26 protein-coding genes and 4 pseudogenes are annotated in these 26,734 nt (G+C 70.8%); 11 read left to right on the forward strand and 19 right to left on the reverse strand.

Annotated elements, in window-relative coordinates; genetic code table 11:
• Positions 1–365: 365 nt before the first annotated feature.
• Positions 366–539 carry a hypothetical protein gene (locus ACWDEW_RS39210; protein WP_450519632.1) on the reverse strand — a complete coding sequence of 58 codons (174 nt, stop codon included), beginning with the start codon at positions 537–539 and terminating at the stop codon, positions 366–368.
• A gap of 226 nt (positions 540–765) precedes the next feature.
• On the opposite strand from ACWDEW_RS39210, the gene ACWDEW_RS39215 reads away from it, so the two are divergent.
• Positions 766–1,665 carry an NAD-dependent protein deacetylase gene (locus ACWDEW_RS39215; RefSeq protein ID WP_450519633.1) on the forward strand — a complete coding sequence of 300 codons (900 nt, stop codon included), beginning with the start codon at positions 766–768 and terminating at the stop codon, positions 1,663–1,665.
• Positions 1,666–1,800: 135 nt separating this feature from the next.
• On the opposite strand, the pseudogene ACWDEW_RS39220 reads toward ACWDEW_RS39215, so the two are convergent.
• Positions 1,801–1,935 (reverse strand): annotated as a pseudogene (locus tag ACWDEW_RS39220) (metallophosphoesterase); the annotation flags it as partial.
• A gap of 404 nt (positions 1,936–2,339) precedes the next feature.
• Here ACWDEW_RS39220 and ACWDEW_RS39225 point away from each other — a divergent pair.
• The 6 genes and pseudogenes from ACWDEW_RS39225 to ACWDEW_RS39250 form a co-directional block, all read left to right on the forward strand.
• A pseudogene (locus ACWDEW_RS39225) lies at positions 2,340–2,420 on the forward strand (hypothetical protein); the annotation flags it as partial.
• 111 nt (positions 2,421–2,531) lie between these two features.
• Positions 2,532–2,693 (forward strand): annotated as a pseudogene (locus ACWDEW_RS39230) (pirin family protein); the annotation flags it as partial.
• 70 nt (positions 2,694–2,763) lie between these two features.
• Positions 2,764–3,039 carry a CocE/NonD family hydrolase gene (locus ACWDEW_RS39235; protein ID WP_450519635.1) on the forward strand — a complete coding sequence of 92 codons (276 nt, stop codon included), beginning with the start codon at positions 2,764–2,766 and terminating at the stop codon, positions 3,037–3,039.
• A gap of 318 nt (positions 3,040–3,357) precedes the next feature.
• Positions 3,358–3,465: pseudogene (locus ACWDEW_RS39240) on the forward strand (IS5/IS1182 family transposase); the annotation flags it as partial.
• 238 nt (positions 3,466–3,703) lie between these two features.
• Complete coding sequence (locus tag ACWDEW_RS39245) at positions 3,704–4,507, forward strand: SDR family NAD(P)-dependent oxidoreductase (RefSeq protein ID WP_450519636.1); 804 nt, start codon at positions 3,704–3,706, stop codon at positions 4,505–4,507.
• 48 nt (positions 4,508–4,555) lie between these two features.
• A complete protein-coding gene (locus ACWDEW_RS39250) occupies positions 4,556–5,305 on the forward strand; it encodes an SDR family NAD(P)-dependent oxidoreductase (RefSeq protein WP_450519638.1) in 750 nt (249 codons plus the stop codon).
• Positions 5,306–5,311: 6 nt separating this feature from the next.
• Here ACWDEW_RS39250 and ACWDEW_RS39255 read toward each other — a convergent pair whose 3' ends face one another.
• The 17 genes from ACWDEW_RS39255 to ACWDEW_RS39335 all read right to left on the reverse strand — a co-directional run bounded on the left by ACWDEW_RS39255 (position 5,312) and on the right by ACWDEW_RS39335 (position 20,507).
• Positions 5,312–6,364, reverse strand: a complete 1,053-nt coding sequence (locus ACWDEW_RS39255; protein ID WP_450519640.1) for an MBL fold metallo-hydrolase — start codon at positions 6,362–6,364, stop codon at positions 5,312–5,314.
• On the reverse strand, positions 6,361–7,893 hold the full coding sequence (locus tag ACWDEW_RS39260; protein WP_450519642.1) for a class I adenylate-forming enzyme family protein: 1,533 nt from the start codon (positions 7,891–7,893) through the stop codon (positions 6,361–6,363). The genes ACWDEW_RS39255 and ACWDEW_RS39260 overlap by 4 nt, the downstream gene beginning before the upstream one ends.
• A 49-nt stretch (positions 7,894–7,942) precedes the next feature.
• Positions 7,943–8,293, reverse strand: coding sequence for an EthD family reductase (locus ACWDEW_RS39265; RefSeq protein ID WP_450519644.1), 351 nt, complete (start codon positions 8,291–8,293; stop codon positions 7,943–7,945).
• Between the two features lie 11 nt (positions 8,294–8,304).
• A complete protein-coding gene (locus ACWDEW_RS39270; protein ID WP_450519646.1) occupies positions 8,305–8,685 on the reverse strand; it encodes a nuclear transport factor 2 family protein in 381 nt (126 codons plus the stop codon).
• On the reverse strand, positions 8,682–9,032 hold the full coding sequence (locus ACWDEW_RS39275; protein WP_450519648.1) for a nuclear transport factor 2 family protein: 351 nt from the start codon (positions 9,030–9,032) through the stop codon (positions 8,682–8,684). The genes ACWDEW_RS39270 and ACWDEW_RS39275 overlap by 4 nt, the downstream gene beginning before the upstream one ends.
• Positions 9,033–9,173: 141 nt before the next feature.
• Positions 9,174–9,800 (reverse strand): TetR/AcrR family transcriptional regulator, encoded by a 627-nt coding sequence (locus tag ACWDEW_RS39280; RefSeq protein WP_450519650.1) that lies wholly within the window; start codon positions 9,798–9,800, stop codon positions 9,174–9,176.
• A 422-nt stretch (positions 9,801–10,222) separates the two neighbouring features.
• Complete coding sequence (locus ACWDEW_RS39285; protein ID WP_450519651.1) at positions 10,223–11,062, reverse strand: enoyl-CoA hydratase/isomerase family protein; 840 nt, start codon at positions 11,060–11,062, stop codon at positions 10,223–10,225.
• Positions 11,059–11,835, reverse strand: coding sequence for an SDR family NAD(P)-dependent oxidoreductase (locus tag ACWDEW_RS39290; protein ID WP_450519653.1), 777 nt, complete (start codon positions 11,833–11,835; stop codon positions 11,059–11,061). Before ACWDEW_RS39290 ends, ACWDEW_RS39285 begins: the two co-directional genes overlap by 4 nt.
• On the reverse strand, positions 11,832–12,641 hold the full coding sequence (locus ACWDEW_RS39295) for an SDR family oxidoreductase (protein ID WP_450519654.1): 810 nt from the start codon (positions 12,639–12,641) through the stop codon (positions 11,832–11,834). The genes ACWDEW_RS39290 and ACWDEW_RS39295 overlap by 4 nt, the downstream gene beginning before the upstream one ends.
• The gene (locus ACWDEW_RS39300; protein ID WP_450519656.1) at positions 12,638–13,852 is read right to left on the reverse strand and encodes an acyl-CoA dehydrogenase family protein; all 1,215 of its coding nucleotides are present in this window, start codon (positions 13,850–13,852) and stop codon (positions 12,638–12,640) included. The genes ACWDEW_RS39295 and ACWDEW_RS39300 overlap by 4 nt, the downstream gene beginning before the upstream one ends.
• A gap of 12 nt (positions 13,853–13,864) precedes the next feature.
• Positions 13,865–14,833: a phosphotransferase family protein gene (locus tag ACWDEW_RS39305; RefSeq protein WP_450519658.1), complete on the reverse strand. Its 969-nt coding sequence runs from the start codon at positions 14,831–14,833 to the stop codon at positions 13,865–13,867.
• Entirely contained in the window at positions 14,830–16,041 is a 1,212-nt protein-coding gene (locus ACWDEW_RS39310) for an acyl-CoA dehydrogenase family protein (protein WP_450519660.1), read from the reverse strand. The genes ACWDEW_RS39305 and ACWDEW_RS39310 overlap by 4 nt, the downstream gene beginning before the upstream one ends.
• 41 nt (positions 16,042–16,082) lie before the next feature.
• Entirely contained in the window at positions 16,083–17,231 is a 1,149-nt protein-coding gene (locus tag ACWDEW_RS39315; protein ID WP_450519662.1) for a thiolase family protein, read from the reverse strand.
• Positions 17,228–17,584 carry a Zn-ribbon domain-containing OB-fold protein gene (locus ACWDEW_RS39320; protein ID WP_450519664.1) on the reverse strand — a complete coding sequence of 119 codons (357 nt, stop codon included), beginning with the start codon at positions 17,582–17,584 and terminating at the stop codon, positions 17,228–17,230. The genes ACWDEW_RS39315 and ACWDEW_RS39320 overlap by 4 nt, the downstream gene beginning before the upstream one ends.
• A gap of 5 nt (positions 17,585–17,589) precedes the next feature.
• Positions 17,590–18,378, reverse strand: a complete 789-nt coding sequence (locus ACWDEW_RS39325; protein ID WP_450519666.1) for an enoyl-CoA hydratase/isomerase family protein — start codon at positions 18,376–18,378, stop codon at positions 17,590–17,592.
• Positions 18,379–18,469: 91 nt separating this feature from the next.
• Positions 18,470–19,594, reverse strand: coding sequence for an acyl-CoA dehydrogenase family protein (locus ACWDEW_RS39330; RefSeq protein WP_450519668.1), 1,125 nt, complete (start codon positions 19,592–19,594; stop codon positions 18,470–18,472).
• Positions 19,595–19,712: 118 nt separating this feature from the next.
• Positions 19,713–20,507: an SDR family NAD(P)-dependent oxidoreductase gene (locus ACWDEW_RS39335; protein ID WP_450519670.1), complete on the reverse strand. Its 795-nt coding sequence runs from the start codon at positions 20,505–20,507 to the stop codon at positions 19,713–19,715.
• 61 nt (positions 20,508–20,568) lie between these two features.
• On the opposite strand from ACWDEW_RS39335, the gene ACWDEW_RS39340 reads away from it, so the two are divergent.
• From ACWDEW_RS39340 to ACWDEW_RS39355, 4 genes are all read left to right on the forward strand, one after another.
• Positions 20,569–21,648 (forward strand): NAD(P)-dependent alcohol dehydrogenase, encoded by a 1,080-nt coding sequence (locus ACWDEW_RS39340; RefSeq protein WP_450519672.1) that lies wholly within the window; start codon positions 20,569–20,571, stop codon positions 21,646–21,648.
• A 119-nt stretch (positions 21,649–21,767) separates the two neighbouring features.
• Positions 21,768–23,126 (forward strand): FAD-dependent oxidoreductase, encoded by a 1,359-nt coding sequence (locus ACWDEW_RS39345; RefSeq protein WP_450519674.1) that lies wholly within the window; start codon positions 21,768–21,770, stop codon positions 23,124–23,126.
• Positions 23,127–23,297: 171 nt separating this feature from the next.
• Complete coding sequence (locus tag ACWDEW_RS39350) at positions 23,298–24,167, forward strand: branched-chain amino acid ABC transporter permease (RefSeq protein ID WP_450519676.1); 870 nt, start codon at positions 23,298–23,300, stop codon at positions 24,165–24,167.
• A 12-nt stretch (positions 24,168–24,179) separates the two neighbouring features.
• The gene (locus ACWDEW_RS39355) at positions 24,180–26,705 is read left to right on the forward strand and encodes a branched-chain amino acid ABC transporter ATP-binding protein/permease (protein WP_450519678.1); all 2,526 of its coding nucleotides are present in this window, start codon (positions 24,180–24,182) and stop codon (positions 26,703–26,705) included.
• Positions 26,706–26,734: the final 29 nt, after the last annotated feature.

Genomic DNA, 26,734 nt, shown 5'->3' on the forward strand with positions numbered 1-26,734 from the left:
CGATCTGATCACCGGATTCCATCGGATTCCCCGGAGGGCGGGGACCGCTTCGGAGTGGACGTAATTACGTCCCCCGTCGGCAATGCCAGCCCACCGGCCCGGCGGAGGGCAGCGCGGGACGGTCCGGGCCGCGGCAAGCCGCCCACGACGACCGGGCTGTGACGGCGGACCTGACGGCACCCACCCTCTTCTTCACGGTGGCGGGCATCGCGGACAAGGCCATCGCCGGTCGGACGGGGCTCAGTCGGCGAACATCCAGCGTCACATCCAGCGGATAGCGATCCTCGTCGGGGGGCACGACCCGTACGTGGATGGCCTGGCCGGCGGTCTAACGCGGCCGGCTCTGAACGGTCGTTGTCGGTGCCTCACCCGGTGCCGATCGAGCCGCACATGAGGTTGCCGGGTTCGGCAGGGTCGTCGCTGGTCCAAAACTGGGTCCACAGTGCGGCGAACTCAGGACGGCTGAGGTAGCCGTTGCCGTCCGCGTCGAACGCCACGAACATGGCCTGGAGCTTGGTCCGCTGGAACTCGCTGGACATCACATGCCTCCCCACGTGCAGTACTGCAGTACTGCACGTGGGGAGGCATGCTTTCCGCGGCCGGTCGGCCCGCAACGGCGCTCGCGCTCACCGCGGCGGGTGTCCGCGCGCCCACGAGCCTGCCCGGTGCGCCGGGCGCCGGTTTGCCCGCGGCGGGACGGAGGACCGTTCTCCGGCAGCCGTCCATGCTCGCCGGGGGCCACCGCTGATTCCGTACCCTTGCGGCATGCGCATGCGCCCCACCCTGAGCTGGAACTCCACGGCGGTGGACCTGCTGCCGGGCACCGCCGACCTGGAACCGGTCGTCGACGCGCTGAGCACCGGCGGTGTGCTGGTGCTCAGCGGGGCGGGCCTCTCGACGGAGTCGGGCATCCCCGACTACCGGGGCGAGGGCGGGAGCCTGAGCCGGCACACCCCGATGACCTACCAGGACTTCACCGCGAGCGCGCAGGCGCGGAGACGGTACTGGGCGCGCAGCCACCTCGGCTGGCGTGCCTTCGGGCGGGCCCGCCCCAACGCGGGACATCTGGCGGTGGCCGCCTTCGCCCGGGACGCCCGCGTCTCGGGCGTGATCACCCAGAACGTCGACGGCCTGCACCAGGCCGCCGGCAGCGAGGGGGTCGTGGAGCTCCACGGCAGCCTGGACCGGGTCGTGTGCCTCTCCTGCCGTGCCATCAGCCCGCGCCGCGAACTCGCCCGGCGCCTGGAGGCCGAGAACCCGCGCTTCGCCCCGGTCGCCGCGGGGATCAATCCGGACGGTGACGCGGACCTCACCGACGCGCAGGTGGGGGACTTCCGCGTCGTGCCGTGCGCAGACTGCGGGGGTGTCCTCAAACCGGACGTGGTGTTCTTCGGTGAGTCCGTTCCGGTGCAGCGTGTCGAGCACTGCCGACAGCTGGTCCGCGAGGCGACCGCGCTGCTGGTTCTGGGCTCGTCGCTGACGGTGATGTCCGGGCTGCGGTTCGTCCGTCAGGCGTCGCAGGAGGACAAGCCGGTGCTGATCGTCAACCGGGACCCCACCCGGGGCGACCCGCACGCCCGCACCCGCGTCGCGCTGCCGCTGGGAACGGCCCTGACGACCGTCGCCGACCGACTCGGCATCCCGGTCGGCGGACCGGCGGACTGAGGAACAGGTCTGGATTACGGCCTTGAACGAAGCCGGGTTCACCGGGTTCAGAGTGGACGTGTTGCCGTCGACAGTGGATGACGGCGGAGTTGGTCGAGCACGAGCAGGGTGAGAAGACCCGGTACGGCGGGCCCGGAGCACCCCGCAGGGCACGGCCCACAGCAGGACGGGAGCGATCAGGGGGAGGAGGCGCACCACGCGGAGCAGCTGGCTCCGTCGCGGAGTCCGCGCTTCGCCGTCGGCAGGGCGGGTGTTGCTGGTGTCGGCCACGCTTCGCCTCTCTGACCGGGCTGCCGTCCCGCGCGCAGTACGCGGTCGCCCAGTTCGCGAAGTGGGCTTTGACATGGCCCAGGTCTCCTGTCTCTGACCCACGGTGCAAAGTAGCCGTTGCCCCCTTGTGCGCGCCCCGTTGCTTCGTGGTCGGCCCCGTCGTCAGGCCGAACTGGTAGTTCGTGGAGGGGGAGCGTTCATGCGTCGGGAGTGGTCCTCCGAGGAGGTGGTGGCGTGATGGAAGCCGGTGGACAGTGACTGGGACCTGGTGGCGAAAATGCCGGGCCCGACCCGGCTCGGCTTCGTGCTGATGCTGAAGGTCTTCGAACTGGAAGGCCGGTTCCCCCCAGTTCGTGGAGGAGTTCCCGCAGACCGCGGTCGACTACGTGGTCGACGTCGTCAAAGTGTCGGCGGAGGACTTGGCGAAGTACGACCTGTGGTCCCGCTCGGCGAAGGGGCACCGTACGCAGATCCGCGAGGCCCTCGGGTTCCGCCGCGTGACCCGCGCGGACGAGGAACGGCTGACCGCCTGGCTCGCCGATGACGTCTGCCCGCAGGCAGCCGCGAGTCCGAGGGTTCGCGGGCCGGTCGCCGGGGTGTTGTTATTCTGGAACTGGATCGGACGGTCCGAGGAAGAGATCGTACAGGCCCGTCGGGATTGGATGGAAGGCACACGGTTCGGTGAGGTCAAGGGATGCGAAGGCGCCCCGCTGCCCGCTCCGGAGCTGCCGCCCGTTCCGTTGAAGCCGCGAGGAAAAGAGCTAGTAACTGACGACGGCGGGGTGCCGACGAGCCCCAGCAGATGGATGACGAGGCTCGCGGCGAGCAGTGGACGTTGTTTCGCGAGTACTCGGTAGTCCTCCAGGGTGTGTCGCGGACCACTGGTACCCGAGGACCGGCAGCACCGGTCTGCCCACCGCCCTGATCCGTGTCCCCTACGGCCGTACCCGCGCGACCGCCTCGCAGATGGCCAGGCCGCCGGCAGAACGAGGCTTCCAGGTGCTGGTGCCGAGCACCCGCGGGACCTTCGGCTCCGGCGACACGTTCGACCCCCTCTCTATGGCGTCCTGTCGCTCGTTGAGAACGCTTTCGGTATCCGGTTGACGCAGCCGGGAGAGGTGGACGACTCGCGTATGAGCGGGCGGTTGAGCCCTTTGCCGGAGTGACTCTTCATGTGACTGGACCGTCCCAGTTCGGTGGAGGGAGCTGTCAAGCAGCCACTGCAAGGGTGACGTTCGGCGGGACCGGGGGTCGGCTCTTGTCCAAGGGATCAGGTCCCGGCGGTGTTCTTACGACTTCCCGACACTGACCGCTACCACCACGAACGGGACGTAAAGCCGGAGGCCGCGCTCTTTTTCAAGACCTCTGGGGCCGGGTAACGGGTAGCGATCCACCGGCTTCGTCGCCCCCCATTGGACAATGGGGGGCGAACGCACAGGTCCGAGCCTCGTGGACAGTGGCAAGCCGGGTTTCAAGATGCAGGTCCTGTCGGACGCGAACGGACTGCCTCTCCTCGTCGGCATCTTGGCCGCGGCAGAGTCTCTGCTGAGTGTTTCTCGCAACTTGGCAGCGACAACGGTCTCTTCGGTCCGTGACAGTACGAGCCCTGGTCGTGGCCGAGCCTGCCGACTGTGGGGGACGGATGCCTGTCGCGGAGCGACGGCGAGAGGCGGGCTCGCCGCGAGCCTTGTAGCCCACCCTTTGTAGATCTAGACTCAAAAGAAGTGAAGTCAGTTCAGGTTCCGCGATGCGTGCTGGAAGCAGGCTCATGATGAGTTCCCTGGACGGCAGGACCGTCCTTGTCACCGGCTCGGGGCAGGGGATCGGCAGGGCGATCGCCGTGGAGATGGCCCGGCAGGGCGCCGCTGCGGTGGCCGTCGCCGACCGGACCGAGGAGACCGCTGCCGAGACCGCCGACCTCGTGTGCGCCGCCGGGGCGCGAGCGGAGGTGATCGTCTGCGATCTGCGGGTGCGGGACGACATCGCCGGTATGGTCACGCGTACGGCGGAGCGTTTCGGTGGACTCGATGTCCTGGTCAACAACGCAGGCGTGATCGAGACCGCGTTCACCGGTGCACCGGACCGTGGCGTCGACGCGCTCCCCGAGGAGGTCTGGGAGGCGGTCTACGAGGTCAACCTCAAGGCGGTGTGGCTGGCGACCAAGTTCGCCGCACCGTATCTGCGCCGCTCGCGGCGCGGGCCCGCCATCGTCAACACCGCCTCCGTCTCAGGGCTCACCGGCTTCCCCAACGCCCCGGCCTATGGCGTCACCAAGGCCGGTGTCATCCATCTGACCAAGGTCACCGCGGTGGACCTGGCCCCGGTGCGCTGCAACTGCTTCTGTCCCGGCGTCATCGACACGCCGCTCGCCCAGGACTACTTCGCCGCTGCGAAGGACCGTGACGCCATGGAACGGGAGTTGACCGCACCGCAGTTGGTGAAGCGCTTCGGACGTCCGGAGGAGGTCGCCAAGCTGGCGTGCTTCCTCGCCTCCGACGACGCCGCCTTCATCACGGGATCGTCCTATGTGATCGACGGCGGCGCCGTCGCGTGGCTCGGCGTACGGAACTGAGTTCCGCTGTAAGGGATTTGACGTAACGGCAGAGAGTTGGGAGAGCCGATGCAGCCGAGACTGGCCGGGAAGACGGCCCTGGTGACCGGTGCCACGGGAGGCATCGGCGATGCCGTCGTGCGCAGGCTCGCGGCCGAGGGTGCGGCGGTCGTGGTGACCGACCTCGACGCCGATCGTTGCGAGAAGCTCGCAGAGGAGGTCGGGGGCGGCGCCCTCGGGATGGCCCTGGATGTCTCGGACGAGTCGGCGTGGAGCGAAGTCGTCAGTGCGGCGACCGCCGCGCTGGGCGAGCTGAACGTGCTGGTCAACAACGCCGGGATCGCCACGATGCACACGGTGGAGACCGAGACCATGGACTCCTGGGAGTGGGTGCTCGGTGTGACCCAGACCGGTGTCTGGCTCGGCATGAAGCACGGCGGCCCGTCCATCGAACGCTCTGGCGGGGGCTCGATCGTCAACGTCGCGTCGATCTTCGGCACGGTCGGTGGCTTCGGCGCGCAGTTCTCGTACCACGCGGCCAAGGGCGCCGTACGCCTGATGACGAAGAACGCCGCGCTGCACTGGGCGAAGCGCGGCGTGCGGGTGAACTCACTTCATCCCGGCTTCATCGAGACGCCCCGCTCCCGCGAACTGTGGCGCGATACGTCCCGGTTGAGCGCCATGGTGGAGGGGACACCGCTAGGCCGGCTGGGCACGCCCGAGGAGGTGGCGGCCGCGGTGGCCTTCCTCGCCTCCGACGACGCGAGCTTCATGACCGGGTCCGAGCTGTACGTCGACGGGGGCTGGACGGCGCGGTGAGCGGCCCTAACCAAGCGTCGCCGTATAGCGGTTGATCTCGTCGGACTGTATGCGCCGGGCGTGTCCGCGGTCCGCCAGCACGTCCAGGTGCGCCGCCGTCTCGTTGACGGCGAGCATCTGGTCGAAGGCGCCGAGATCGGCGAAGGGCACCTTGCGCCGGGTCCAGTCGAGGTCTCCCGCCACCTCGTGCGCGGTGCGGGTGCGGTCGCCGAGGGCCGTCAGCGCCTCGGCGAGCCGGTCGTCGTGGTGGGCCAGCAACTCACCGACCCGGGCGTGGACGCTGTCGCCCACCGGGCCGTGCGCGGGCAGCAGTCGGGCGTCGCCGAGCGTGGTCATCAGGTGGAGTGAGTCGAGGTAGTCGCCCAACGGCAGCGCGGGGCTGCCGAGTTCGAAGCCGATGGACGGGGTGATGTGCGGCAGGACGTGGTCCCCGGAGAACAGCAGCCCCCGCGCCCGGTCGAGGTAGACCACATGCCCCCGCGTATGGCCCGGAGTCGGGATCACCGTCAACCGCACGTCCCCGAACCGGAGTTCCTCCGCGTGCAGCCAGCGGTCCGGCGCTTCCCAGACGGTGTGGTCGAAGTCGTCGCCGTACATGGCCTCGACCCGCTCGGCGAGTTCGTGTGCCCCGGCGCGGCGCAGTGTCTCCAGTGAGCCGACCGGCCGGTCCGTGCGCAGCTCGCCCAGCAACTCCAGTCCACGCCGCTCGCCGGTGCCGAGGTGCACGCGGGAACCCAGCAGTCTGCGCAGTTCGACGGCCTGGGTGTAGTGGTCGCGGTGGATGTGGGTGACCAGGATGTGGTCGATCTCGCCGAGATCGTGGCCGAGTTCGGCCAGGGCGTCCTCAAGTGCCTTGCGGGACTCGGGAATCGACCAGCCTCCGTCGATCAGGACCAGGCCCTCCGTCAGCCCTTCCAGCGCGTAGACGTTGACCGCCCGCAGTCCGTCGTCCGGGAGGGGGAGGGGTATGCGGTGGACCCCGGGCCGTACGGTCTCGGGTCCCGCCTGTGCCCAACGGCCGCGGTCGAAACGGGGAGTTCGGGTCGTGGGCGTGGTCACTCATCTCCTTGAGGATGCGGTTCGGGGTGCGCGGCGAGCTCCGTGTGCAGGTCGTGGGCGAGCCTGCGGGCGCCCGACCGGTCGAGCTTGCCCACGGTGGTCTGGGGCAACTCGCCGACGGTGAAGGCGAATTCGGGCCACTTGGCCTTGGACAGGCCGGTGCGGGCCAGGTGTGCGGTGATCTCGTCGAGGCCGAGCTCGGCGTGGCCGTCCTCCATCACGACGAGCACGGCGGCGCGTTCGCCGAGGAGCGGGTCCGGTACGGGGGTGACGCAGGCGCGGGCCACCGCCGGATGGGCGGCCACGGCGCGTTCGATCTCGGTGATGTCGAGGTTGAGTCCGCCGCGGATGATGACGTCCTTCTCCCGGCCCATGACGGTGACCGTGCCGTCCTCGTCGGTGACCACCAGGTCGCCGGTGGGGAAGAAGCCGTCCGGGGTGAGGGCCGGCGGCTCGACCTTGCCGTCCCGGGCGTAGCCGAGGAAGAGGGACGGGCCGCGGACCTGGCCCCGGCCGGTCTGCCCGGGCCCGAGAGGGGTGCCGTCCGGGGCGACGGCCCTGAGGTCGGTGCCGGGAAAGGGCCGTCCGTCGCGGCCGAGGCGGATCTCCTCGGGGTCGTCGGGCCGGGGCGAGGTGTGCCCGAGACACTCCGACATGCCGAAGACGCGCAGGATCCGTGTCCCCAGGGAGCGTTCGGCACGGGCGAGGGCCCCGCGGTCCATGGGGCCGCCGCCGACGGTGATCGAACGGACCCCGTCCAGGACCTGGGAACCGGCCGCGGTGGAGCCCAACTGGAGGGCCATGGTGGGTACGCACATGGTCCACCGGACGTCATGGGCGGCCATCCGCGCGAGCACCTCCTCGCGGTCCCAGCGACCGGACAGTACGAGCGGTCCGCCGAGCATGAGCGCGAGGCCGACGCCGAAGCAGTAGGCGGCGGTCGAGGAGAGCGGGACCACGGCGGCCACCGCGTCCCCGGCGCGCAGGCCGTTGACGTCGATCGTGCAGGAGCACGCGTACCGCAGGGCGCTCTCGGACTGGACGACGCCCTTGGGGCGGCCGGTGGAGCCGGAGGTGAGGCCGATCAGTGTGCCGCCGGACCAGCGGGAGACGTCGCGCGGACCCCGTCCCGCGCGGACCGTCCACCCGTCGAGGGCTTCGGCGGTCACGGCGTCCGGCAGGACCGCGGCACCGCCCCACTCCTCGATCGCGGACGGTTCGGCGATCAGGACGTCCGGGCGGATGTCCGCCACCGCACCGGTGAACTCGGCCCGGGTCGTATGCCGGTTGACCAGGGCCAGGACACCGCCGGTCAGTCCCACGGCGAGGGTCGCCGCGACGGTGCGCCAGGAGTTGTCGGCCTGGAGGAGCACCGTGCCACCGGGCGTGCCGTTCGGGGTCATCACTTCGGCCAACTCGGTCGCCCGGCGCAGGAGTTCACGCGCGCCGTGCGGCCCGTGGTCATCGACGACGGCTGTGAAGTCGCCCTGTTCGGAGCGGTCGTGGAACTCCCGCACTGTCTGTCGCATCCGCTTCCTCGCCTCGTTGCGAAGTGGGGCGCTCCGGGTCGGCCCGGCGTCACGCCCCGGTGTGCTCGGTCCGCTGTGCCGGGTCGGTGTACAGCTCCGCCTCGCCGCCCATGACGGCGATGCGGCGGCCGCGCATGTCGCCGACCTGGGCGACGGCCGCCGCCCACTCCGGGCTTGCCAGTGCCGTGCGCAGGTCCTCGGGGGAGTCGAAGCCCAGGACGGAGAGGCCGTCCCAACCCTCCGAGCGCGGTTCGAGGGCCGCGTCGAGGTCGGTGTGCCGCCAGGACCTGAGTCCGGGCAACAGCCGGGTGAGTTCGGCGTGTTCGCCGCGCCACCAGTCGATGAACCGTTCATGGGTCCACTCGGGCGGCCGGGCGGCCAGCAGGACGAGGGTGTACATCGTGTGTCTCCTCAGGTGAACAGGACCGCGGGCGAGCGCCCGATCAGCAGGCGCCGCACCCTGCCCTGGTCGTCCAGCCGGGCGGAGGCCACGAAGGTCGCCTCCGGCTCGCCCGACCTGCGCACCTCGCCGAGGTACAGCTCGTCCCGGCCGACGACGGACCCGGTGAGCAGGTGATGCGTACGGACGCCCACCTCGCGTTGGGCTAGATAGCCCTCCATCTCGGCCCGGCCGCCGTGGAAGTCGGTGCCGGCGTCGCCGCCGGTGGAGAACAGGATGGAGAAGGAGAAGTCGTCGCTGATCAGGTCGAGGATCCGGTCGGCGTCGTCGCTGTCCAGGATCCCGAACCACGTGGTCAGGAACGGGGCGGCGGACGTGGCCGGCGCGCTCACGGCCGGTCCACGAGGTCGAAGTCGGGCGTGAAGAACGACTGGTAGCGCGCCATCAGCCCGGCCGGCGACACCTGTACGGCGGACAGGAAGGCCCCGCTCGTCACCCCTTCGTCGACGACGAAGCCGTAGGCCGTCTCGACGTCACCGTCGACCGAGTACCGCACGATCTCGTGCCTACGGTCCACCGCGTTCCGTCCGGTGATGTAGTCGGCGAAGTCCGCACGGGACGTACCGGTCCGCCCGCCGCCAGGCAGGGCGATCAGGAACCGGAAGTCGGGTTCCAGGAGTTCGAGGGCCTTTTCCGGGTCCTGGCCGTCCATTCTGGCCATGTATTCACGAAGCACCATCGCGGTTCGCTCTCCCTCGGTGCCATAGGTCCGACCCCCGTGCGTCCCACACCAGAGGGTCGGATCCCAAGAAACAACCTGAGTTCAGTTCAGTTTGACTGTAGGCCTGCTTCCCCGCCCCGGGCAAGGGGCGGAGGAGGGTTATTCGGCGACCATCCGCACCACACATCCCTCGATCATCTCGCTGATCTCCGACAGGGGGATCGCGCCGCTCGGGCGGTACCAGCGCCAGACACTCACGATCATGCCGAGGAGGGCGAGGCCGAGGGTGTGGGCGTCCCGGAGCGGGAACGCGCCCTTCGACATGCCGCGCATCAGCAGACTCGTCCAGTCCCGCTCGACCATCTGGACCAGTTGGCGGGCCGCGACGCGCTCGGTCTCCTCGCGCTTGGACTTCCGCGGGGTGGCGAGCAGGGACATGTTGGCCTGCAGGATGCGCATCTGGCGGATCTCCTGCTCGGTGACCGCGAAGGCGGACCGCACCGCCGCGCGCACCTCCTCCACCGGGTCCGTCTCGTCCTTCGTGGCCTCGACGAACTGGTCGTGGGAGCGCTGGAGCTCCAGCCGCATGATGGTGAGCAGGCAGTGGGCCTTGGACTCGAAGTAGTGGTAGAGGGCGGTCTGTCCGATGCCGACCCGGTCGGCCACCTCCGACCACTTGGTGTTCTCGTAGCCGTCCTCCCCGAACCGCTCCACAGCCGCCACGAGGATCGCGCCGCGCTTCGACCTGGGCCCTTCCTCCGGATCCACGATCCGTGCCCTCGCCATCGCCACTCCCTTTCCTTCATGCCCGGTGCCGATCACCATCCGGCCCGTCCGAGAGTAGACCCAAGTTCAAGTCGGCTACGAATCCAAGATCGACCGGCTTGCCGGCGCGCCGTGCGCTCGGGTGGGGCGGTGCCCGACGAGACCACTTCCCTCCGGCCAGGACGGGGGAGTGGGCCGATGTGGCCGCCGGCGTCGGTGCGGGGGCCGTGGGAGACCGACTCCCAGCGTTCAGCATGCGGCGGGACACGATCAACCCGTCCCGTCCTCGGTCGCTCGGGACATCGCGGCACCCCACACGCCCGCCTCCGTATGCCCGGAGGCGCAGGCACTCCACCCGCTCGCCTCCACGGTGGTGGTAGCGGCGGAACAACACCGACGGCCGGCTGTGCAGGGCAGTGCCTGGCGGGCTTGCCGTCATCCGGTCACTCCGAGCCACGGCGGGTGGACCGGGTCGGCGACCGATCGGCACCGGCCTCCTCGATCTCACCCCCGGTGAATCGGGCCGGACGCCCCGCGACGAACGCGGCCACACCCTCCCGCCCCTCCTCGGACACCGCGGCAACAGCCAGTTGACGGGCCTCCGCGTCGAGGTGTTCGTCCAGACCGGCGCTGAGCGCCCGGTCGACCAGCCGCCGTGTCGCGCCGTACGCCGCTGTGGCCCCGCGCGCCAGGGCACCCGCCGTCCGTGTGGCCTCCTCGTTCAGCCGCTCCGGCTCCACGACCCGGCTCACCAGACCCATGCCCAGCGCCTCGGCCGCCGCTACACGCCGGTTGGTCAGCAGCAGGTCCATTGCCCGGCGCGGTCCGACCAGCCGGGGGAGTGACCAGCTGACCCCGGCGTCCGGCGTGTACCCGATAGCGGTGTACGCGGCCGTGAAGCCGGCGTCGGTCGCCGCGAGGCTGACGTCCGCCGCCGAGACCAGTCCGAGACCGGCGCCCGCGACAGCCCCCTGCACCGCGACCACGAGCGGGGCGTCCAGTCCCGCGAGGATCCGCAGCGCCACGTGCAGCGCGTCGGTGACGTCGGTGAGGTGCCCCGGGAGGCGCTCCTCCGGTAGCGCGGCGAACTCCCTCAGATCCCCGCCGACACAGAAGGACCGCCCCCGCCCGGTGAGCAGCACCGCCCGGACCCGCGCCTGCTCGCACTCCTCGGCCGCCTCCCGCAGCGCCCGGGCCATCGCCAGGTCGATCGCGTTGCCCGCCCCGCGGCACATCTCGACCCGGGCCAGGCCGTGGCCGTCGACCTCGACCGTGACCCTCATCGCGCCGTCCACCCGCCGTCCACGGTGAGTACGTGCCCGGTGCAGTACGAGGACGCGTCGGACGCCAAGTAGAGCAACGCCCCGTCCAGTTCGCCCTGTTCACCGCCGCGCCCCAGCATCGTGCCGCGCTCGACCCAGCGCCGGGCGCGCGCGTCGGCAAACAGTTCGGCGGTCATCTCGGAGCGGAACCAACCGGGTGCGAGCGCGTTGACCCGTACCCCCGACTGCCCCCACTGTCCGGCCAGTTCACGAGTCAGCCCGACAAGCCCCGCCTTGGAGGCGGCGTAGGCCGCGCCGCCGAGCGGAGCGCCGGAGACCAGTCCGAGGACGGACGAGACGTTCACGATGGAGCGGGTCGTACGAGCGTGTTCGCGGGCCGGAGCCTCCGCCAGCAGCCGCGCGAGATGGAAGGGCGCCACCAGATTCACGGCCAGCAGGTCCGTGAAGTCGTCGGCGCTCTCGTCCTCGGCACGGACGGAGCCGGACAGGCCGGCGTTGTTCACCAGGACATCGACCCGGCCGGTCTCGTCGAGTGCCGTCTCCATCAGCCGAACCCGGTCCTCCGCGCGCGAGACGTCGCAGACGACGGGATGGATGCGCGGGTCCTCGTCGGCGAGTTCCTTGAGTTTTTCCAGGCGCCGGGCGGCTGCCAGCACGGTGGCGCCCGCCGACGCGAGCACCAGCGCGAACCGGGCCCCGAGCCCGGACGACGCCCCGGTGACCACGACGGTCCGGCCGTGCAGCGAGAACAGGTCTCCGATCGCGTGGCTCACTCCTCCACCCCGATCGGCAGCACGGTCGCCCCGCCGTCCAGAACCAACGTCTGCCCCGTCATCCAGGACGAGGCCCCGGACGCCAGGAAGACGGCCGTGTGCGCCACGTCCTCCACCGTCCCGAGTCTGCGCAGCGGCAGCCTCGCGGTCAGGACCGCCTCCCGCGGCTCCCACACCGCCCGGGCCAGTTCGGTCTTGATCAGCCCGGGTGCGATCGCGTTCACGCGCACCAACGGCCCCAGTTCATAGGCGAGTTGTCGGGTCATGTGCAACATGGCCGCCTTGGTGGCGTTGTACCAGCCGATGTGGGGGTCGACGATCAGCCCGCCGACGGAGGCGATGTTGACGACCGACCCGCCGTGCTCCCGCATCCACGCCCGCCAGGTGCACCGGGTCCAGGCGATCATGCCGTACTGGTTGACGCGTACGGTCTTCTCCGCGCGGGGGAGGTCGAGGCCGAGGAGATCGCCCATGTAGGGGTTGGTGGCCGCGTTGTTGACCAGGATGTCGAGGCGGCCGAAGCGGGACACGGTCTCCTCGACGCACCGCTCGGCGTCCTCGGGCTCCCCGGCGTTTGCGACGACCTCGTGCACCTCGCCGTCGCCCTTGACCCGCAGCAACTCCGCGCGCGCGGCGGCCAGTCCGTCCGGCTTACGGGCGGCGACGACCACATGGGCTCCCGCCTCCCGGTACGCCTTGGCGATCCCGAGGCCGATGCCTCGGGAGCCGCCCGTGATCACGGCGACCCGGCCGCCGAGAGCGTGCGGCCCGTACAGCGACTGCCCGTCCGTTTCCTGTCCGTTCATGTCGACTCCCCGGGATACTTGGCCAGTTCACGTCGTGCGACCGTCCGCAGATGCACCTCGTCCGGACCGTCCGCGATCCGCAGCGCCCGGGTGATCGCATACAGTCGCGCCAGTACGGTGTCGTTGCTGACGCCCGCGGCTCCATGTGCCTGGACGGCCCGGTCGACGACCCGGTGGGCCACCTCCAGCGCGGCCACCTTGATCGCGGCGACTTCGGTACGGGCCGCCGCGTTGCCCCGGGAGTCCATCAGCCAGGCCGACTTGAGGACCAGCAGCCGTAGTTGCTCGATCTCGATCCGGCTGCGGGCGATCCACTCCCGGATCACGCCCTGTTCGGCGAGCGCGCCTCCGAAGGCGCTCCGGGCCAGGGTCCGCCGGCACATCAATTCCAGCGCCCGCTCGGCGAACCCCACCGCGCGCATCGCGTAGTGCATGCGCCCGGGCCCCAACCGCCCCTGGGCCAGGGCGAATCCCTCGCCCTCGCCGACGAGCAGTGCCGAGGCCGGGACCCGTACGTCCTGGAAGAGCACGTCACCGTGGCCGCACCGGTCGGTGTAGCCGAACATCGGCAGATCGCGCAGCACGGTGATCCCAGGGGTGTCGCGCGGGATCAGGAGCATGCTCTGCTGCCGGTAGGCGGGCGCGTCCGGGTCGGTGACCCCCATCAGGATGATCAGCCGGCAGTCCGGGTCGAGGATTCCGGACGTGTACCACTTGTGGCCGTTGACGACGTACTCGTCGCCGTCGCGGGTGATGCGCGTACGGATGTTGCGTGCGTCGGAGCTGGCCACCTCGGGCTCCGTCATGGCGAAGCAGGAGCGGATCTCGGCGGCCAGCAACGGGCGCAGCCAGCGGTCCTGTTGCTCGGGGGTGCCGAAGAGGGTGAGCAGTTCCATGTTGCCGGTGTCGGGCGCGGAGCAGTTGAACACCTCGGGGCCGATGATCGAGCGTCCGGCGAGTTCGGCGAGCGGTGCGTAGTCGAGGTTGGTGAGGCCGGCGCCCAGTTCGCCGTGTGCGAGGAACAGGTTCCACAGGCCCTCGGCGCGTGCCTTTTCCTTCAACTCTCGCATGATGGGCGGCAGTTCGTGCGGGCCGGCCGCCTCGGCGAGCTGTCGGTCGTAGACGTCCTCGGCGGGCAGGACGTACTCGTCCATGAACGCGGCCATGCGTGAGCGGAGTTCGTCGGCCTTCGGTGAGAGTCCGAAATCCATGGTGGTGCTCCTTCAGGACCGTCGTGCGAGGAGGTCGCGCGCGGTGCGGATCATCGCCGCGATCGTCGGCGGCAGCCGCTCCTGGTCGGGGTCGTGGTGCTTGCCCTCGCGGTGTCTGCGCAGGTTGTGGCCCATGATCGCGGCCATTTTGGTGCGGGCCAGGGCACGGAACCAGTCGAGGTCGGGAGGTTCGGGCCGGCCGTCGAGGTAGGCGGCGAGCAACTCGTCCTCGCCGGGCAGGCCAGGGACGGCACGGCCGAGCCGGGGGAAGTTGCGGTGGTCGGCGAAGAGGAGGAACCAGCCGAGGTCGATGCGCGGATCGCCGTACCCCCAGATCTCCCAGTCGACGACCGCGGCGGGTCGCTCGTCCTGGCACAGGACGTTGCCGAGGCGGAAGTCGCCGTGGGTCAGGGCGGGTTCGACGCCGGCGGGGATCGTGGCAGTGAGGGTGGCGAGCAAGTCCTCGCCGCCGGGGCGGAGTTCGGTCGGAACGGCCCGCATGGTGCGACTCCACTGCTCCAACTCGCCTGCTGCGCGGAGAGGTTCGGAACCCTGTGATGCGGTCCGATGCAGTGCGCGCAGGACGGGGGCCAGAGCGAGCATCCGTGTCCGGCACAGTCCCGGGTCGAGCCGGTGTTCGTCAAGGACCGGCTCGATCGCCTCGCCGTCGACGAACTCCATGGCGAACCAGGCCGGTTCACCTTCGTCGACGGCGACCACGCCCGGCACGGGAACCGGTGATCCGGCCAGCGCGCGCAGCACCCGGGCCTGGCGCAGCACGTCGTTGCGGCCGACGGGCCGTTGCCCCGGCGGCACCGCTTTTACGACGTAGCGGACCGGACCGGCGTCGATGCTGTAGGTGAGTCCCGAGTGGCCGCCGGGCAGGGTGCGCAACTCCCCGATGGGGACACCGGGGTGGTGTTCCGCCAGCCGTGCGCGGACCCGTGCCGTGAGTGCGGTCACCTCAGTCGTGGTGGTCACCGTCCTGCCCCTTTCGGTTCCTTGGGCAGCCCCAGCACTCGTTCGGCCAGGATGTTGCGCTGGATCTCGTCGCTGCCTCCGGCGATGCGGTAACCCGGTGCGCCGAGCAGGTGCTCGGTCCAGGCGAACGTGCCCCACGCTCCCGTGTCGGCGGCGAGGCGTGGCCCGAGGAGTTGCTGGACCAGGTCGGTGGTGGCGCGCATGGTCGCGGTGGCGTGGAGCTTGCCGACCGAGGCCTCGGCGCCGGGTTCACGGCCGGCGGCCAGGGCCGCGCTGACGCGCAGGGCGATCAGTCGCTGGACCAGGGCGCGGGCGAACAGGTCGGCCGCCTGCTGTCGTTCGCCGCCGGTGAGCGGGCGGGGCAGGTGCAGGGCGAGGTCGAGGGCGCGCTCGGCGTTGTCCAGTCCGAGACCACCGGAGTCGAGTCGCTCGGCGGCCAGCACACTGAGGGTCACCCGCCAGCCCGCGCCGACCGGCCCGAGCCGGTCGCTGTCGGGCACCAACACGTCGTCCAGATAGACCTCGTTGAAGCTGGCGCCGCCGGTCATCTGGCGAATGGGCCGTACGGTCACGCCCGGTGCGTCCATCCGGACGAGGAAGACCGTGAGCCCGGCGTGCCTGGGCGCGTCGGGATCGGTGCGGCAGACGGCGACACCCCAGGTGGCGACCCGGGCGCCGGAGGTCCAGATCTTGTGGCCGGTCAGCGTCCAGCCGTCGCCGGTCGGCACGGCCCGGGTGCGGGCGGCGGCGAGGTCGGAGCCGGCCTCTGTCTCGGAGAACAGCTGGCAGGCGAGTTCGTCGGTGCGCAGCATCGGGCGCAGCCAGCGCCGCTTCTGTTCGCCGGTGCCCCAGATCCGGATCGCGGGTGCCACGAGTTGCTGGGTGACCGGGAAGATCTCGGTGCGCCGCGGCACCTCGAAGCCGGCTTCCTCCGCACGGTACAACTGTTCGTAGTACGCGGGTAGTTCACGTCCTCCATGCTCCGGGGCCCAGCCGATCGCGCCCCAGCCCTGGTCGTACCGGATGCGTTCCCAGTCCCGTATCCGGGCGGTGTGGTCACGCTCCTCGGCATCGGTCCAGTTCTCGAAGACGGCCACCGAGTCGTCGCCGCTGCCCCATTCCCGGTGCGCGGCGCGCGCTGTCGCCACGCCCTTCAGCCAACGCCGGGCTTCGGCACGGAACTCGTCGGGGTCGGGTATGCCGTCCATGGCGGTCCTTCCTCCTTCCAGCGGGTCAGCGGGTCAGCGGGTCAGCGGGTCAGTACGGTGCAGGCGCTGACGCCGGGCGCCCCGTAGACGTGGGTGAAGCCGGTCGCCGGATCGCCGGGGACCTGGCGTTCGCCCGCGCGGCCCCTCAACTGCTGGACGATCTCGTGGACTTGGCGCAGTCCCGAGGCACCGATGGGCTCGCCGTTGGCGATGCAGCCGCCGTCGGTGTTGACCGGCAGTGAGCCGCCGATGCCCGTCGCCCCGAACGGGATGAGCGACTCCTGGTCGCCGTGTGCGCAGAACCCGCACTCGGCCATGTGCATCACCTCGGCGCCGCTCTCGGTGTCCTGCAACTGACACACGTCGATGTCACCGGGGCCCAACCCGGCTTCCTCGAAGGCGAGTCGGGCGGCATCGGCGGTCACGCTGGTGGGTGTCACGGTCGGCGCCGAGGGGCTGAACACCTCGAAGGAGCCGAATCGCCGGGTCCGTACGACGGCGGCGCGCAACGCCACTGTCGTGGCGCCGAGTTGGCGGGCCACCGCCCGGCCGCACAGCACGAGGGCGACCGCGCCCTGCCCCGGCGAGCAGAACATGTAGCGGGTGAGGGGGTCGTTGACCATGCCGGACGCGAGGATCTCGGCCGCGTCGAGCGGCTTGCGGCGCCAGGCGTGGGGGTTCAACACCCCGTTCGCGTACGCCTTCTCGGCGACGAGGGCGAGGGTGTGCGGGCTGATGCCGTAGTCGTGCATGTAACGCTGGATCTTCATGGCGAAGAACTGCGTGGTGACCATCAGCCCGTCGCGACCGTAGGCCTCGTCGAGGCCCCAGTCGGCGGGCCGCGGATCGAAGGCGCCGCGCGGATGCTTGTCGAAACCGACGGCGAGGGCCACGTCCGCCGCCCCGGACCGGATCGCGTTGACGGCCGATACGAGCGCGCTGCCGCCGGTAGCGCAGCCGTTGCGCACATTGGTGAACGGGACGCCGGTCAGGCCGAGTTCGGCGACCAGGGTGTCGGCGTTCCCGGCCGCGTCACTGCCGCCGTAGGCGGCGCGCACCCGGCTCCACGGCAGCCGGGCGTCGGCGAGGGCGGCCCGCACGGCCCGCACGGCGAGCTGCCGGCCGCTCTCCTCGGTGCGGGCGAAGGAGGTGATCCCGGCCCCGCAGACGAAGACTTCCTCGGCGGTCATACGACGGCTCCGGTGGCCCTCGGCACCCCGTCGCCGCCCGCCGTGATCGTCAACGGCATGGCGATCTCCACGTCCTCGGGCCCGATGTCGAGGGTTGCCAACACCCGTACGCCTTCCAGCAGTTCGACGTAGCCGACGGTGAACGGCGTGAACCCGGCGACGGGCGGGACGTACGGCGGCGACTTGGGTGCGTACCGCTGCACGGTCCAGGTCCACAGCGTGCCCGTACCGGAGAGCACGACCGGTTCGGTCGGTCCGCCGCAGCGCGGGCACGCCGGGTCGGCGGGATAGGTGGCGACCGCGCAGTCGGCGCACCGGGAACCGCGCAGCCGGCCCCCGGTCTCCGACGACACGGCGCTCAGCGCCCCTTCCACTGCGGCTCCCGCTTCTCCAGGAAGGCCGCCACGCCCTCCGCCGCGTCCTCGGAGTTGAGCATCACGCCGACCGCGAGGTGCTCCATGACCATCAGTGACTGGATGTCGGCGTCCAGGCTGCGGTCGATGGTCATCTTGGTGATCCACATGGTGAACGGGCTCTTGTCGATGAGCTGGTCGGAGAACTCCTCGACCGTGGCGTCCAACTTGTCGGCGGGTGCCGAGGAGTTGATGAGGCCGAACTCGGCGGCCTCGACCCCGGTGAGCAGCTTGCCGGTGAGCATCAGCTCCTTGGTCTTGCGGACGCCGATCATGCGCGGCACCCGGTAGATGGGGCCGGCACCGCCGAACAGAGCGCGGCGGATGTGGAAGTCGCCGATGAGGGCGTCGTCCGCGGCGATCGCGAAGTCGCAGGAGATCATCAACTCGAAGCCGCCCGCGGTCACATGGCCTTCGAGGACGGCGATGGACGGGGTCTTCATCGAGTAGAGCCGGTCGCAGACCTTCGCCGACAGTACGGCGACGTCGATCGCGTTGGACCTGCCCACGAACTCGGCCTTGAGGCTGTCCAGGTCGAACCCGGAGCAGAAGGTGTTCCCGCGTCCGCGCAGCACCAGCACGCGCAGCTCGGGGTCCGCGTCGATCTCCGTGATGATCTCGTCCAGCCGGTTCAGGATCGGCACGGTCACGCAGTTCTTCTTGTGCGGACGGTTCAGCCAGATCCGTGCCACCTGTCCGTCGCGCTCGAACTGGATCTCGTCTTCGACTGCCATGAGTTCCTCCAAACTGAACTGAATTGAGTTCGATTCTGTGGGCGGATGGATGCCCTGTCAATGGATCGGGGAGCGATCGGCCGGTAAGTGATCAGCCGGCGAGGCCGAGCAGTCCGGCCAGGCGCAGACGATGGTCGTCGCCGGTGCCGAACAGCGCCTCGTCGGCCCTCGCCCGGCGCAGATACAGATGGGCGGGGTGCTCCCAGGTGAAGCCGATCCCGCCGTGGAGCTGCACGTATTCCGTGGTGGCGAGCCGGTAGGCGCCGGTGCACACGACCGCCGCGGCACCGGCGGCGAGCGGGAGTTCCGGTGATGACGCGGCGAGACAGGCGCTCGCGTAGGCCGAGGCGGACCGCGCCCCCTCGATCTCGACCAGCAGGTCGGCCAGCCGGTGCTTGACCGCCTGGAACGACCCGATCGCCCGCCCGAACTGGGTCCGGCCGGACACGTGGTCGAGCACGGCGTCCAGAGTGTGCGAGCTGCCCCCGACATGCTCGGCCGCCAGGCCCACCCGCCCGGCGTCCAGCACGGCCTCGACAATTCCCGCCGCCCGCCCGGCTTCACCGAGGGGCTCGGCCCGTGCTCCCCGGAAGCGGACGCGGGCCTGTCGGCGGGTGGGGTCGAGGACCCGACGAGCCGTACGCTCGCAGGCCGCACCGTCCGGCTCGCAGGCGAACAACCGCTCTCCGTCAGGTGCGCGGGCCAGGACCAGCAGCAGATCGGCGCCGGCTCCGTCGGGTACGAAGTCGGCCTCGCCGCGCAGCACCCAGCCGTCGGGGCCACGCTCGGCGGTGACCTCGGCGGCGTGCAGGAATCCGGCGACCGTCGCCGTGACCGTACCGGAGGCGATGCCCGGCAACCACCGCGCACAGGCCCGCCGATCACCGCTCACCAGCAGCGCGTGCCCGGCGAGCACAACGGTGGTGAGCAGGGGAGCGGGACACAGAACCCGCCCCAACTCCTCCAGAGCAACGGCAAGTTCGGCGTACGTGTATCCCGCGCCGCCATACTCCTCGGGCAACGCCAGCCCATGCACCCCGATCTCCCCGGCGAGCCGCTCCCAGAGCGCCCGGTCAAATCCCCGCGGGCTGTCGCCTTGGGCGCGAACATCCCCGGGCCCACAGGATTCGCTGAGCAAGTCCCGTAGACCTGCACGCAGTTGCCGTTGCTCGTCAGTCTCCAGCAGCGCTTCGGGACCGACATCAAGCCGAAACATCCAAACCTCCCTCGACGAGGCCCACCTGAGGGGCACGGGGCTGTGCCATCGGGCGGCTCCGCCGTGTGGGCGCGACCAGCCACGAACAACTCGCTCCAGACCCCTACGGGTTGAGCCCTCACACCGTGAACCGCCCACCGTTCGCAAGCACCACCGCCCCCACCAGATTCGCCGCCTCCTCGCTCACCAGAAACAGAGCGGCGTCGGCGATCTCCTCCGGCGTCGCATACGCACGCACCCCGGGCTCGGTGAACCCCCGCCGAAGCGCCGCAGGCGTCCGTGCTGCCATCCCCGTCTCCGTCGGGCCCGGCGCCACCGTGTTGACCCGAACGCCGAACGCGAACGCCTCCTTGGCGACCGACTGGCTCACCGCGTGCGCGCCGGCTTTCGAGGCCGCGTAGTGCGGATAGCCGGCCTGGGTGTCGAAGGCCGAGGACGAACCGACCGTCACGACGGCCCCGGACCGGCGCGGCGCCATGACTCTCAGTGCCGCACGCAGAACGTGAAACGTGCCGTCCAGGTTGACGCGCATGACGCGCCGCCACGCGTCGTCGCCGAGCCGCGCCGTGACCTCGGGCGACCGCTTCGCGACCAGTGCCTCCGCGATCCACTCCTTGGCCACGGGGTCGTCGACTCCGGCCGCGTGCACCACGATGTCGAGCCGCCCGTGCCGCCGTACGACCTCCTCGAAAGCCCCGTCGACCTGCGCCGGTTCGGCCACGTCGAGGGTGAGAGGGTGTGCTCGCGGCAGACCCTTTGTAACGGACTCCGCCGCCGGGCCGTCGACATCCGTGACGAGGACGTCGGCACCCTGCGCGGCGAGTCGCCGGGCGACCGCCGCGCCGATGCCGGAACCCGCGCCCGTGACGAGCGCGATCCGCCCGTCGAAGCGTCCCGCACGCTCACCGCTCATGCACAGTCACCACCCTATGTCCATCTCCTGAACTGACTTCATGTTTGTTACCTTCGCACGTATGTCAACAGGCAGGAAGAGCGCGCGAGCGGTCCGGCTGACCCGCTGGGGCGGCCCACCGGTCCTCACCGAGGTGGCGCAGCCCACCCCCACGGACGAGGAGGTCCTGATCCAGGTGGAGGCGGTCGGCCTCTGCCGGTCGGACCTCCATGTCATCGACTCCCGACCGGGAGACCTCCCCTACCGGCTCCCGTTCACGCTGGGACACGAGGTCGCGGGCAGGGTGCTGCGACGCGGCCCACTGGCGACGGGACCGGCGGTCGGCGAGCGCGTGATCGTCTACGGCCCCTGGGGCTGCGGGAGTTGCGCCCGGTGTGCGGCCGGGGCGGAGAACTACTGCGATCGGCGGGCCGCTCTGGACGCAGGGCGTGTCGGCACCGGTGTTGGGCTCGGGCGGGACGGCGGAATGGCGGACTTCCTGCTCGTGCCGTCCGGGCGGTTGCTCGTCCCGGTGGGCGACCTGGACGCCGTCCAGGCGGCGCCCCTGTCGGACGCCGGCCTCACCGCTCACCACGCCGTGGCCATGGTCCGGCACGTCCTCGGCGACGGCGTGGGCGCCCATGCGGTGGTCCTCGGCGTCGGCGGCCTGGGGCACCTGGCCGTCCAGATCCTGCGCGCCACGACGACCGCGCGGATCCTGGCCGTGGATGTACGAGAGGAGGCGCTCGCCCTCGCCGACGAGTGCGGCGCGCACTTCGCCACGCTGCTGCGACCCGACACCGCACGGGTGCTGCGGGACCGGACGGGCGGTGTCGGGGCGGCGGCGGTGCTCGACTTCGTCGGCAGCGGGTCCAGTCTGGGGCTTGCGGTGGCGGTGCTGCGGGCGGGTGGAGAGCTCGCGGTCGTCGGCAGCGGGGGCGGGGAGGTGGCCGTACGCAAACCCGGCGCACTCCCTCCAGGAACGCGTGTCTCGCTGCCGTTCTGGGGGACGCTGCCCGAACTGGAGGCGGTCGCCGCCCTCGCACGGGAGGGCGCGCTGAAGGTCGGCGTCGAGCGGTTCGCGCTGTCGTGCGCTGCGGAGGCGATCGAGAGGCTTCGCTCCGGCGAGGTACGGGGACGCGCGGTCCTCGTACCGGACTGACGGCTCGCGCGGCCGAAAACCGTACCGCCACATCCTCCGTCGTCCACCCTCTCGACTCCAGAAGTGAGTTCAATTAGCGTCACGTTCCAGTCGGCGACACAGAGGCGGTGGGACCCGCTATGGATGCGGAGACAGTGGATCTGCTGGTGATCGGAGGTGGCATGGCAGGTCTCTCGGCCGCCGCCCGGGTGGCCGCCGAGGGCGGCTCGGTGGTGCTGGTGGAGAAGGCGGAACGCACCGGCGGTTCCGCCCGCTTCGCCGGTTTCGTGTGGACGACCCCGACCATCGAGGAGATGCGCCGGGTCAATCCGGACGGCGACCCGGAACTGGCCGTCGCCCTGCTGGACGGGTTCCCTGACGGCGTGGCCTGGATCCGGTCGCTCGGCGTGGACTGCCGCCCGCCGGTGCCCGTGCTCGGCTTCGGCCGGGGCCATCAGCTCGACACGAACCACTACCTCGACACGTGCGAGCGACTGATCCGCGACCGGGGCCAGGAAGTCCTGACCGGCACCTGGACCAAGTCCCTCGTGACGGAGAACGGAGTGGTCAGGGGAGCGGACCTCCTGCTGGCAGACGGTTCTCCGCGCCGTATCGAGGCCACCTGGACGCTCATCGCGACCGGCGGTTTCCAGGGCGATCCGGGCCTGCGCGCCGAACACATCCACTCCCGGGCCGCCGACATCGGGCTGCGGGCCAACCCGGACAGCCGGGGCGACGGGCTGGCTCTCGGGCAGCGCGCGGGCGCGGCGTTCGGCAAGAAGGACGCGGGGTTCTACGGCCACCTCGTGCCGGCCGGCGTCTCGCTGGCCGACCCGGCGCACTTCGTGGACCTGGCGCTCTACTACAGCGAGCACGCCCTGCTGTTCGACACGGGCGGTGAGCGCTTCGTCGACGAGACGGTCGGGGACCATCTCACCGCCATGGTGCTGCTCGAACGACCGGAAGCGCGCGGCCTGTTGGTGGCCGACGCGCGCGTGCACCGGGAGTGGATCAGCGCCTCGTACGTCGAGGGCATCCCCGGAGTGGACAAGTTCCAGCTCTGCCACCGCGCCGGTGCTCGCAGCGCTGTGGCGGACAGTCTGGATGACTTCGCGTCGATGCCCGAGGAGTGGGGGTATCCCGGGACCGTGATCCGTGACCGGATCGAGGAGTTCAACGCCGTCATGAGCACTGGCGGCGGTCCGGGGCCAGGCCGCCTCCTCGACCGACGGCCGCTCGACGAGCCGCCGTTCTACGTCGTCGAAGCGGTCCCGGCGATCACGTTCACCTTCGGCGGCCTGCTGATCGACGCCGGCGCCCACGCGCTGTCCGCGGCCTCGGACGGACGGGTGCCGGTCCCGGGTCTGCTGGCGGCAGGCGCCGACGCAGGCGGCCTGTACCGGCGTGCCTACGCGGGCGGTCTCGCCCCCGCACTGGTCTTCGGCCTGGCGGCGGCACGCACCGCGGTCGCCGGGACACCGTCGGCCACCGGGCACTGAGCCCGCCCGGTCCGTCCAGCCCGCCCGGCGCAAATCCTGTGCACGAGGCTTGCCCCTCCGCGCGACAGTGCCTAGCTTACTGAAGTGAGTTCACTTTAGCTCAATGGCCCGTGAGGTGATCATGCTTCTCGCACATGTGGCGCGAACGCGCTCTTCCCCGAGGGAGGGACTGTGAGTCAGTTCCTGCTTGTCCTGGTGAGCGGTGTGGCCAGTGGAGCCGTCTACGGCCTCATGGGTCTCGGGCTGGTCATCATCTACCGGGCCACGGACGTCGTGAACTTCGCGATGGCGTCGCTCGCGACCCTGGGCCTGTACGTGGCGCTCTCGCTGCACGACCGCGGTGTGGCCACGATCCTCGGCGTCCTCGCCGCCGTCGTGATCACGGTGGTGGCGGGCCTGCTCGTCCGCGAGACGGTGATCCGGCCACTGGGGCAGGGCCAGTTGTTCTCCGCGCTCGTCGTCACGATGGGCGTGTCCCTGATCGCGGAGAACGTGGCCGGATCGATCTGGGGTGACCAGCCCAAGTCCTTCCCCAGCCTGGTCGACGGGACGGTGCGCTGGTCGGGGGCCGCGGTACCGACCCAGAGCCTGCTGACGATCGGCGTCGCCGCCCTGGCGATGGCACTGGTCGGCTACCTCTTCGCCCGCACCACGCTCGGCTCGGCCATGCGCGCCGCGGCCGAGTCGGCGGAGACCGCGCGCGTGATCGGCCTGAGTTCGCAGCGGCTGGCCCGTATCTCCTGGGCGCTGGGCCTGGGCCTCGCCGCACTCGCCGCCTGCCTCTACGCGCCCCGGTCCGGCCTGGTGCCCACCGCACTGGTCGCGCCGCTCTTCCGGTCCTTCGCCGGCATCTTCCTGGGCGGCCTGACCAGCATGTACGGCGCAGTCCTCGGCGGGCTGACCATCGGCGTCCTGGACAACCTGGCGGCGAACTACGTCTCCGCCAGCTTCCGGGACACGTTCGTCTTCTCCTTCACCGTGCTGGTGCTGCTGATCCGCCCGCAGGGCATGTTCGGCACCCGCACCTTCCAACGGGTCTGAGGGGTCGCATCCATGGTCTTCAACCGTTCCCTCCTGGCACGGGCCGCCCTGGGCCCGGCGGCCGGCGCGGTCCTCATGGCGTTCATGGCCTCCGGCGCGATCCCCGCGTACCAGATGTACTCGGTCGGGCTCGCGGCCGTGTACACGATCGTCATCCTGTCGGTCGGCCTGCTCGCCGGCTGGTCCGGCATCTGGTCGGTGGGCCACCCCGCGTTCTTCGCCATCGGCGCCTACTTCGCCGCGTACGGCAGCGGTCACGGCTGGTCGCTGGAGACGGTGGTCCTCGGCGCGATCGCCGCCGGTGCCGCCCTGGGCGCGTTCCTCGGATACGCGGGTGCCAGGTTCTCGGTCCTCTACATCGCCCTGCTGACCCTCGCGTTCACCACGGTGACCCTGGAGCTGATCAACCGCTGGAGCAGCGTGACCGGCGGCGACCAGGGGGTGCCCGTGGTCCAGCTGCGCAGCGCACTCGGCTTCGGCACCCTCGCGGGCGGCGGCACCGAGACCCAGTACCTCGCGGTCGGTGCCGCGGCCGTCGTCCTCGCACTGGCCGTGCCGGCCGCCGCCTCCGGGCTGCGGATGCGCCTGGTGGCCGCCAAGTCGCATCCCCTGGCGGCCCGTACGATCGGCATCGCCCCGGAGGCCCAGTCGGCACTGTCGTTCGCGGTGAGCGGGGCCTGCACCTGCTTCGCGGGCGTACTGCTCGGACTGCTCACGGGTTTCGTGAGCCCGGATCCGTTCTCGCTGGCGTTCGGCATCTCGCTGATCGCGGCCTGCGTGCTCGGCGGGGTCGGCACCATCGTCGGCGCCGTGGCCGGCGGCATCTACCTGACCTGGAACCCCTCGCTCTCCTCCGCCGTGGGACTGCCCCAGCCGGTCGTGCAGGGCCTCGTGCTGATCGCGGTGCTGCTCTTCCTGCCGGGCGGAGTCGTGCCGTTCCTCGGCCGGCTCGCCGGCCGCGTCCTGCGCCGACCGAGCGCTCAACGCACCTCACCGGCGCAGGAGTCGGCGGACCCCCCGTCTCCGCAACCCCGGTCCGAGGCGGTCGGCGACGGCCCCGAACTGCTGCGCCTGGAGCACGTCTCGGTCTCGTACGGCGGGCTCAAAGCCCTGGAGGACGCCTCCCTGGCGATCCGTCAGAACGAGATCCTGGCCGTCATCGGTCCCAACGGTGCCGGAAAGACAACCCTGTTGAACGCCCTCTCCGGGCTGACCGGCAACGGCCGGGTGAGCGGCACAGCCGACTTCGACGGGCAACCGCTGCTGGGAGCCAGGGCGACCGCGCGGCGGCGGCTGGGCATCGGCCGTACGTTCCAGCACGCGGAAGTGTTCTCGGAACTCACCGTCGAGGAGAATGTGTTGTGCACCCGGCGCCGGATCACGGCCGGGCACCGGGCCGATGTCACGCGGCTGCTGCGCTCCGTCGGTCTCGCGGAAGTGGCCCAACGGCGCCCTGGAGAAATGCCGTTCGGCCTCCAGAAGCGCCTCGACCTGGCGCGCGCGATGGCCGAGAAACCGAAACTGCTGATCCTCGACGAGCCGTTCGGCGGTCTCGACGCGGACGAACGGGCGCTGCTGGCAGGGCACATCAGGCGGCTGCACGCCGACGGCACCGCCGTGGTGGTCATCGACCACGTCCTCGACGACCTGTTCTCCGTCGCTCACCGGGTGCTCGCCTTCGACTTCGGGCGCACGATCGGCGAGGGCACCCCGGACACCGTGCTCCAGGACCCGAAGGTGCGGTCGTCGTACCTGGGAACGGTCGACGGCAGGACCCGGCCGCCCGAACACATGGGTGAAAGGAGCATGATCCGCCTGCACGGGGTCGGCCACACCTACGGCGGGGTCGTCGCACTCCAGGACGTCGACCTCGATGTCCGCCAGGGCGTGGTGCTGGGCATCGCCGGAGCCAACGGAGCGGGCAAGAGCACGCTCGCCGGCATCCTGCACGGATCGCTCGAACCGGCCCGTGGAGGGCGGGAGTTGGGCGGTGGCGTGCGCACCAGCCTGGCACCCGAAGGCCGGGCCCTGTTCAAGACGCTGTCCCTGCGCGAGAACCTCGAAGTCGCGGCGTACGCGGCGGGCATCACCGGTGCGCCGCTGCGCGAGCGGATGGAGGAGACCGTCCAGTGGCTGCCATCGCGGCTGCGTGACCGGATGTCGGCCGCCGCCGGTGGACTCTCGGGAGGAGAGCAGCAGATGCTCGCCATCGCCCGGGCCCTGATCGTCGCGCCGGACGTCCTGATCGTCGACGAACCCGCACTCGGACTGGCCCCCGCCCTGGTCGACGAGGTCTACGACCGGCTGACCCGCCTGGCCCACGAAGGTCTGACCGTCGTCCTGCTCGAACAACTCCTCAGCCGCGCCCTGTCCGTGTGCCACGAGGTGGCCGTACTGCACGAAGGCGTCGTCGCGGCACAGGGGCGGCCCGGCGACCCGGAGTTCGCGGCCCTGGCGGAATCGGCGTACTTCAGCGGCGGCCGGCCCCCGGCCGCCCCGGCTGCGGTGCCCAACACCCGTACCTCCCCGGTGAATTGACAGCTCGAACCGAACTCCGTAGCGAAACC

This window comes from Streptomyces sp. NPDC001100 (genome assembly GCF_053598575.1).

Coding starts and splice junctions, on each gene's coding strand:
- ACWDEW_RS39210 (WP_450519632.1), bottom strand. CDS start 539: ATGTCCAGCGAGTTCCAGCGGACCAAGCTCCAGGCCATGTTCGTGGCG.
- ACWDEW_RS39215 (WP_450519633.1), top strand. CDS start 766: ATGCGCATGCGCCCCACCCTGAGCTGGAACTCCACGGCGGTGGACCTG.
- ACWDEW_RS39245 (WP_450519636.1), top strand. CDS start 3,704: ATGATGAGTTCCCTGGACGGCAGGACCGTCCTTGTCACCGGCTCGGGG.
- ACWDEW_RS39250 (WP_450519638.1), top strand. CDS start 4,556: ATGCAGCCGAGACTGGCCGGGAAGACGGCCCTGGTGACCGGTGCCACG.
- ACWDEW_RS39260 (WP_450519642.1), bottom strand. CDS start 7,893: ATGCGACAGACAGTGCGGGAGTTCCACGACCGCTCCGAACAGGGCGAC.
- ACWDEW_RS39265 (WP_450519644.1), bottom strand. CDS start 8,293: ATGTACACCCTCGTCCTGCTGGCCGCCCGGCCGCCCGAGTGGACCCAT.
- ACWDEW_RS39275 (WP_450519648.1), bottom strand. CDS start 9,032: ATGGTGCTTCGTGAATACATGGCCAGAATGGACGGCCAGGACCCGGAA.
- ACWDEW_RS39280 (WP_450519650.1), bottom strand. CDS start 9,800: ATGGCGAGGGCACGGATCGTGGATCCGGAGGAAGGGCCCAGGTCGAAG.
- ACWDEW_RS39285 (WP_450519651.1), bottom strand. CDS start 11,062: ATGAGGGTCACGGTCGAGGTCGACGGCCACGGCCTGGCCCGGGTCGAG.
- ACWDEW_RS39295 (WP_450519654.1), bottom strand. CDS start 12,641: ATGAACGGACAGGAAACGGACGGGCAGTCGCTGTACGGGCCGCACGCT.
- ACWDEW_RS39300 (WP_450519656.1), bottom strand. CDS start 13,852: ATGGATTTCGGACTCTCACCGAAGGCCGACGAACTCCGCTCACGCATG.
- ACWDEW_RS39310 (WP_450519660.1), bottom strand. CDS start 16,041: ATGGACGGCATACCCGACCCCGACGAGTTCCGTGCCGAAGCCCGGCGT.
- ACWDEW_RS39315 (WP_450519662.1), bottom strand. CDS start 17,231: ATGACCGCCGAGGAAGTCTTCGTCTGCGGGGCCGGGATCACCTCCTTC.
- ACWDEW_RS39325 (WP_450519666.1), bottom strand. CDS start 18,378: ATGGCAGTCGAAGACGAGATCCAGTTCGAGCGCGACGGACAGGTGGCA.
- ACWDEW_RS39330 (WP_450519668.1), bottom strand. CDS start 19,594: ATGTTTCGGCTTGATGTCGGTCCCGAAGCGCTGCTGGAGACTGACGAG.
- ACWDEW_RS39335 (WP_450519670.1), bottom strand. CDS start 20,507: ATGAGCGGTGAGCGTGCGGGACGCTTCGACGGGCGGATCGCGCTCGTC.
- ACWDEW_RS39340 (WP_450519672.1), top strand. CDS start 20,569: ATGTCAACAGGCAGGAAGAGCGCGCGAGCGGTCCGGCTGACCCGCTGG.
- ACWDEW_RS39345 (WP_450519674.1), top strand. CDS start 21,768: ATGGATGCGGAGACAGTGGATCTGCTGGTGATCGGAGGTGGCATGGCA.
- ACWDEW_RS39355 (WP_450519678.1), top strand. CDS start 24,180: ATGGTCTTCAACCGTTCCCTCCTGGCACGGGCCGCCCTGGGCCCGGCG.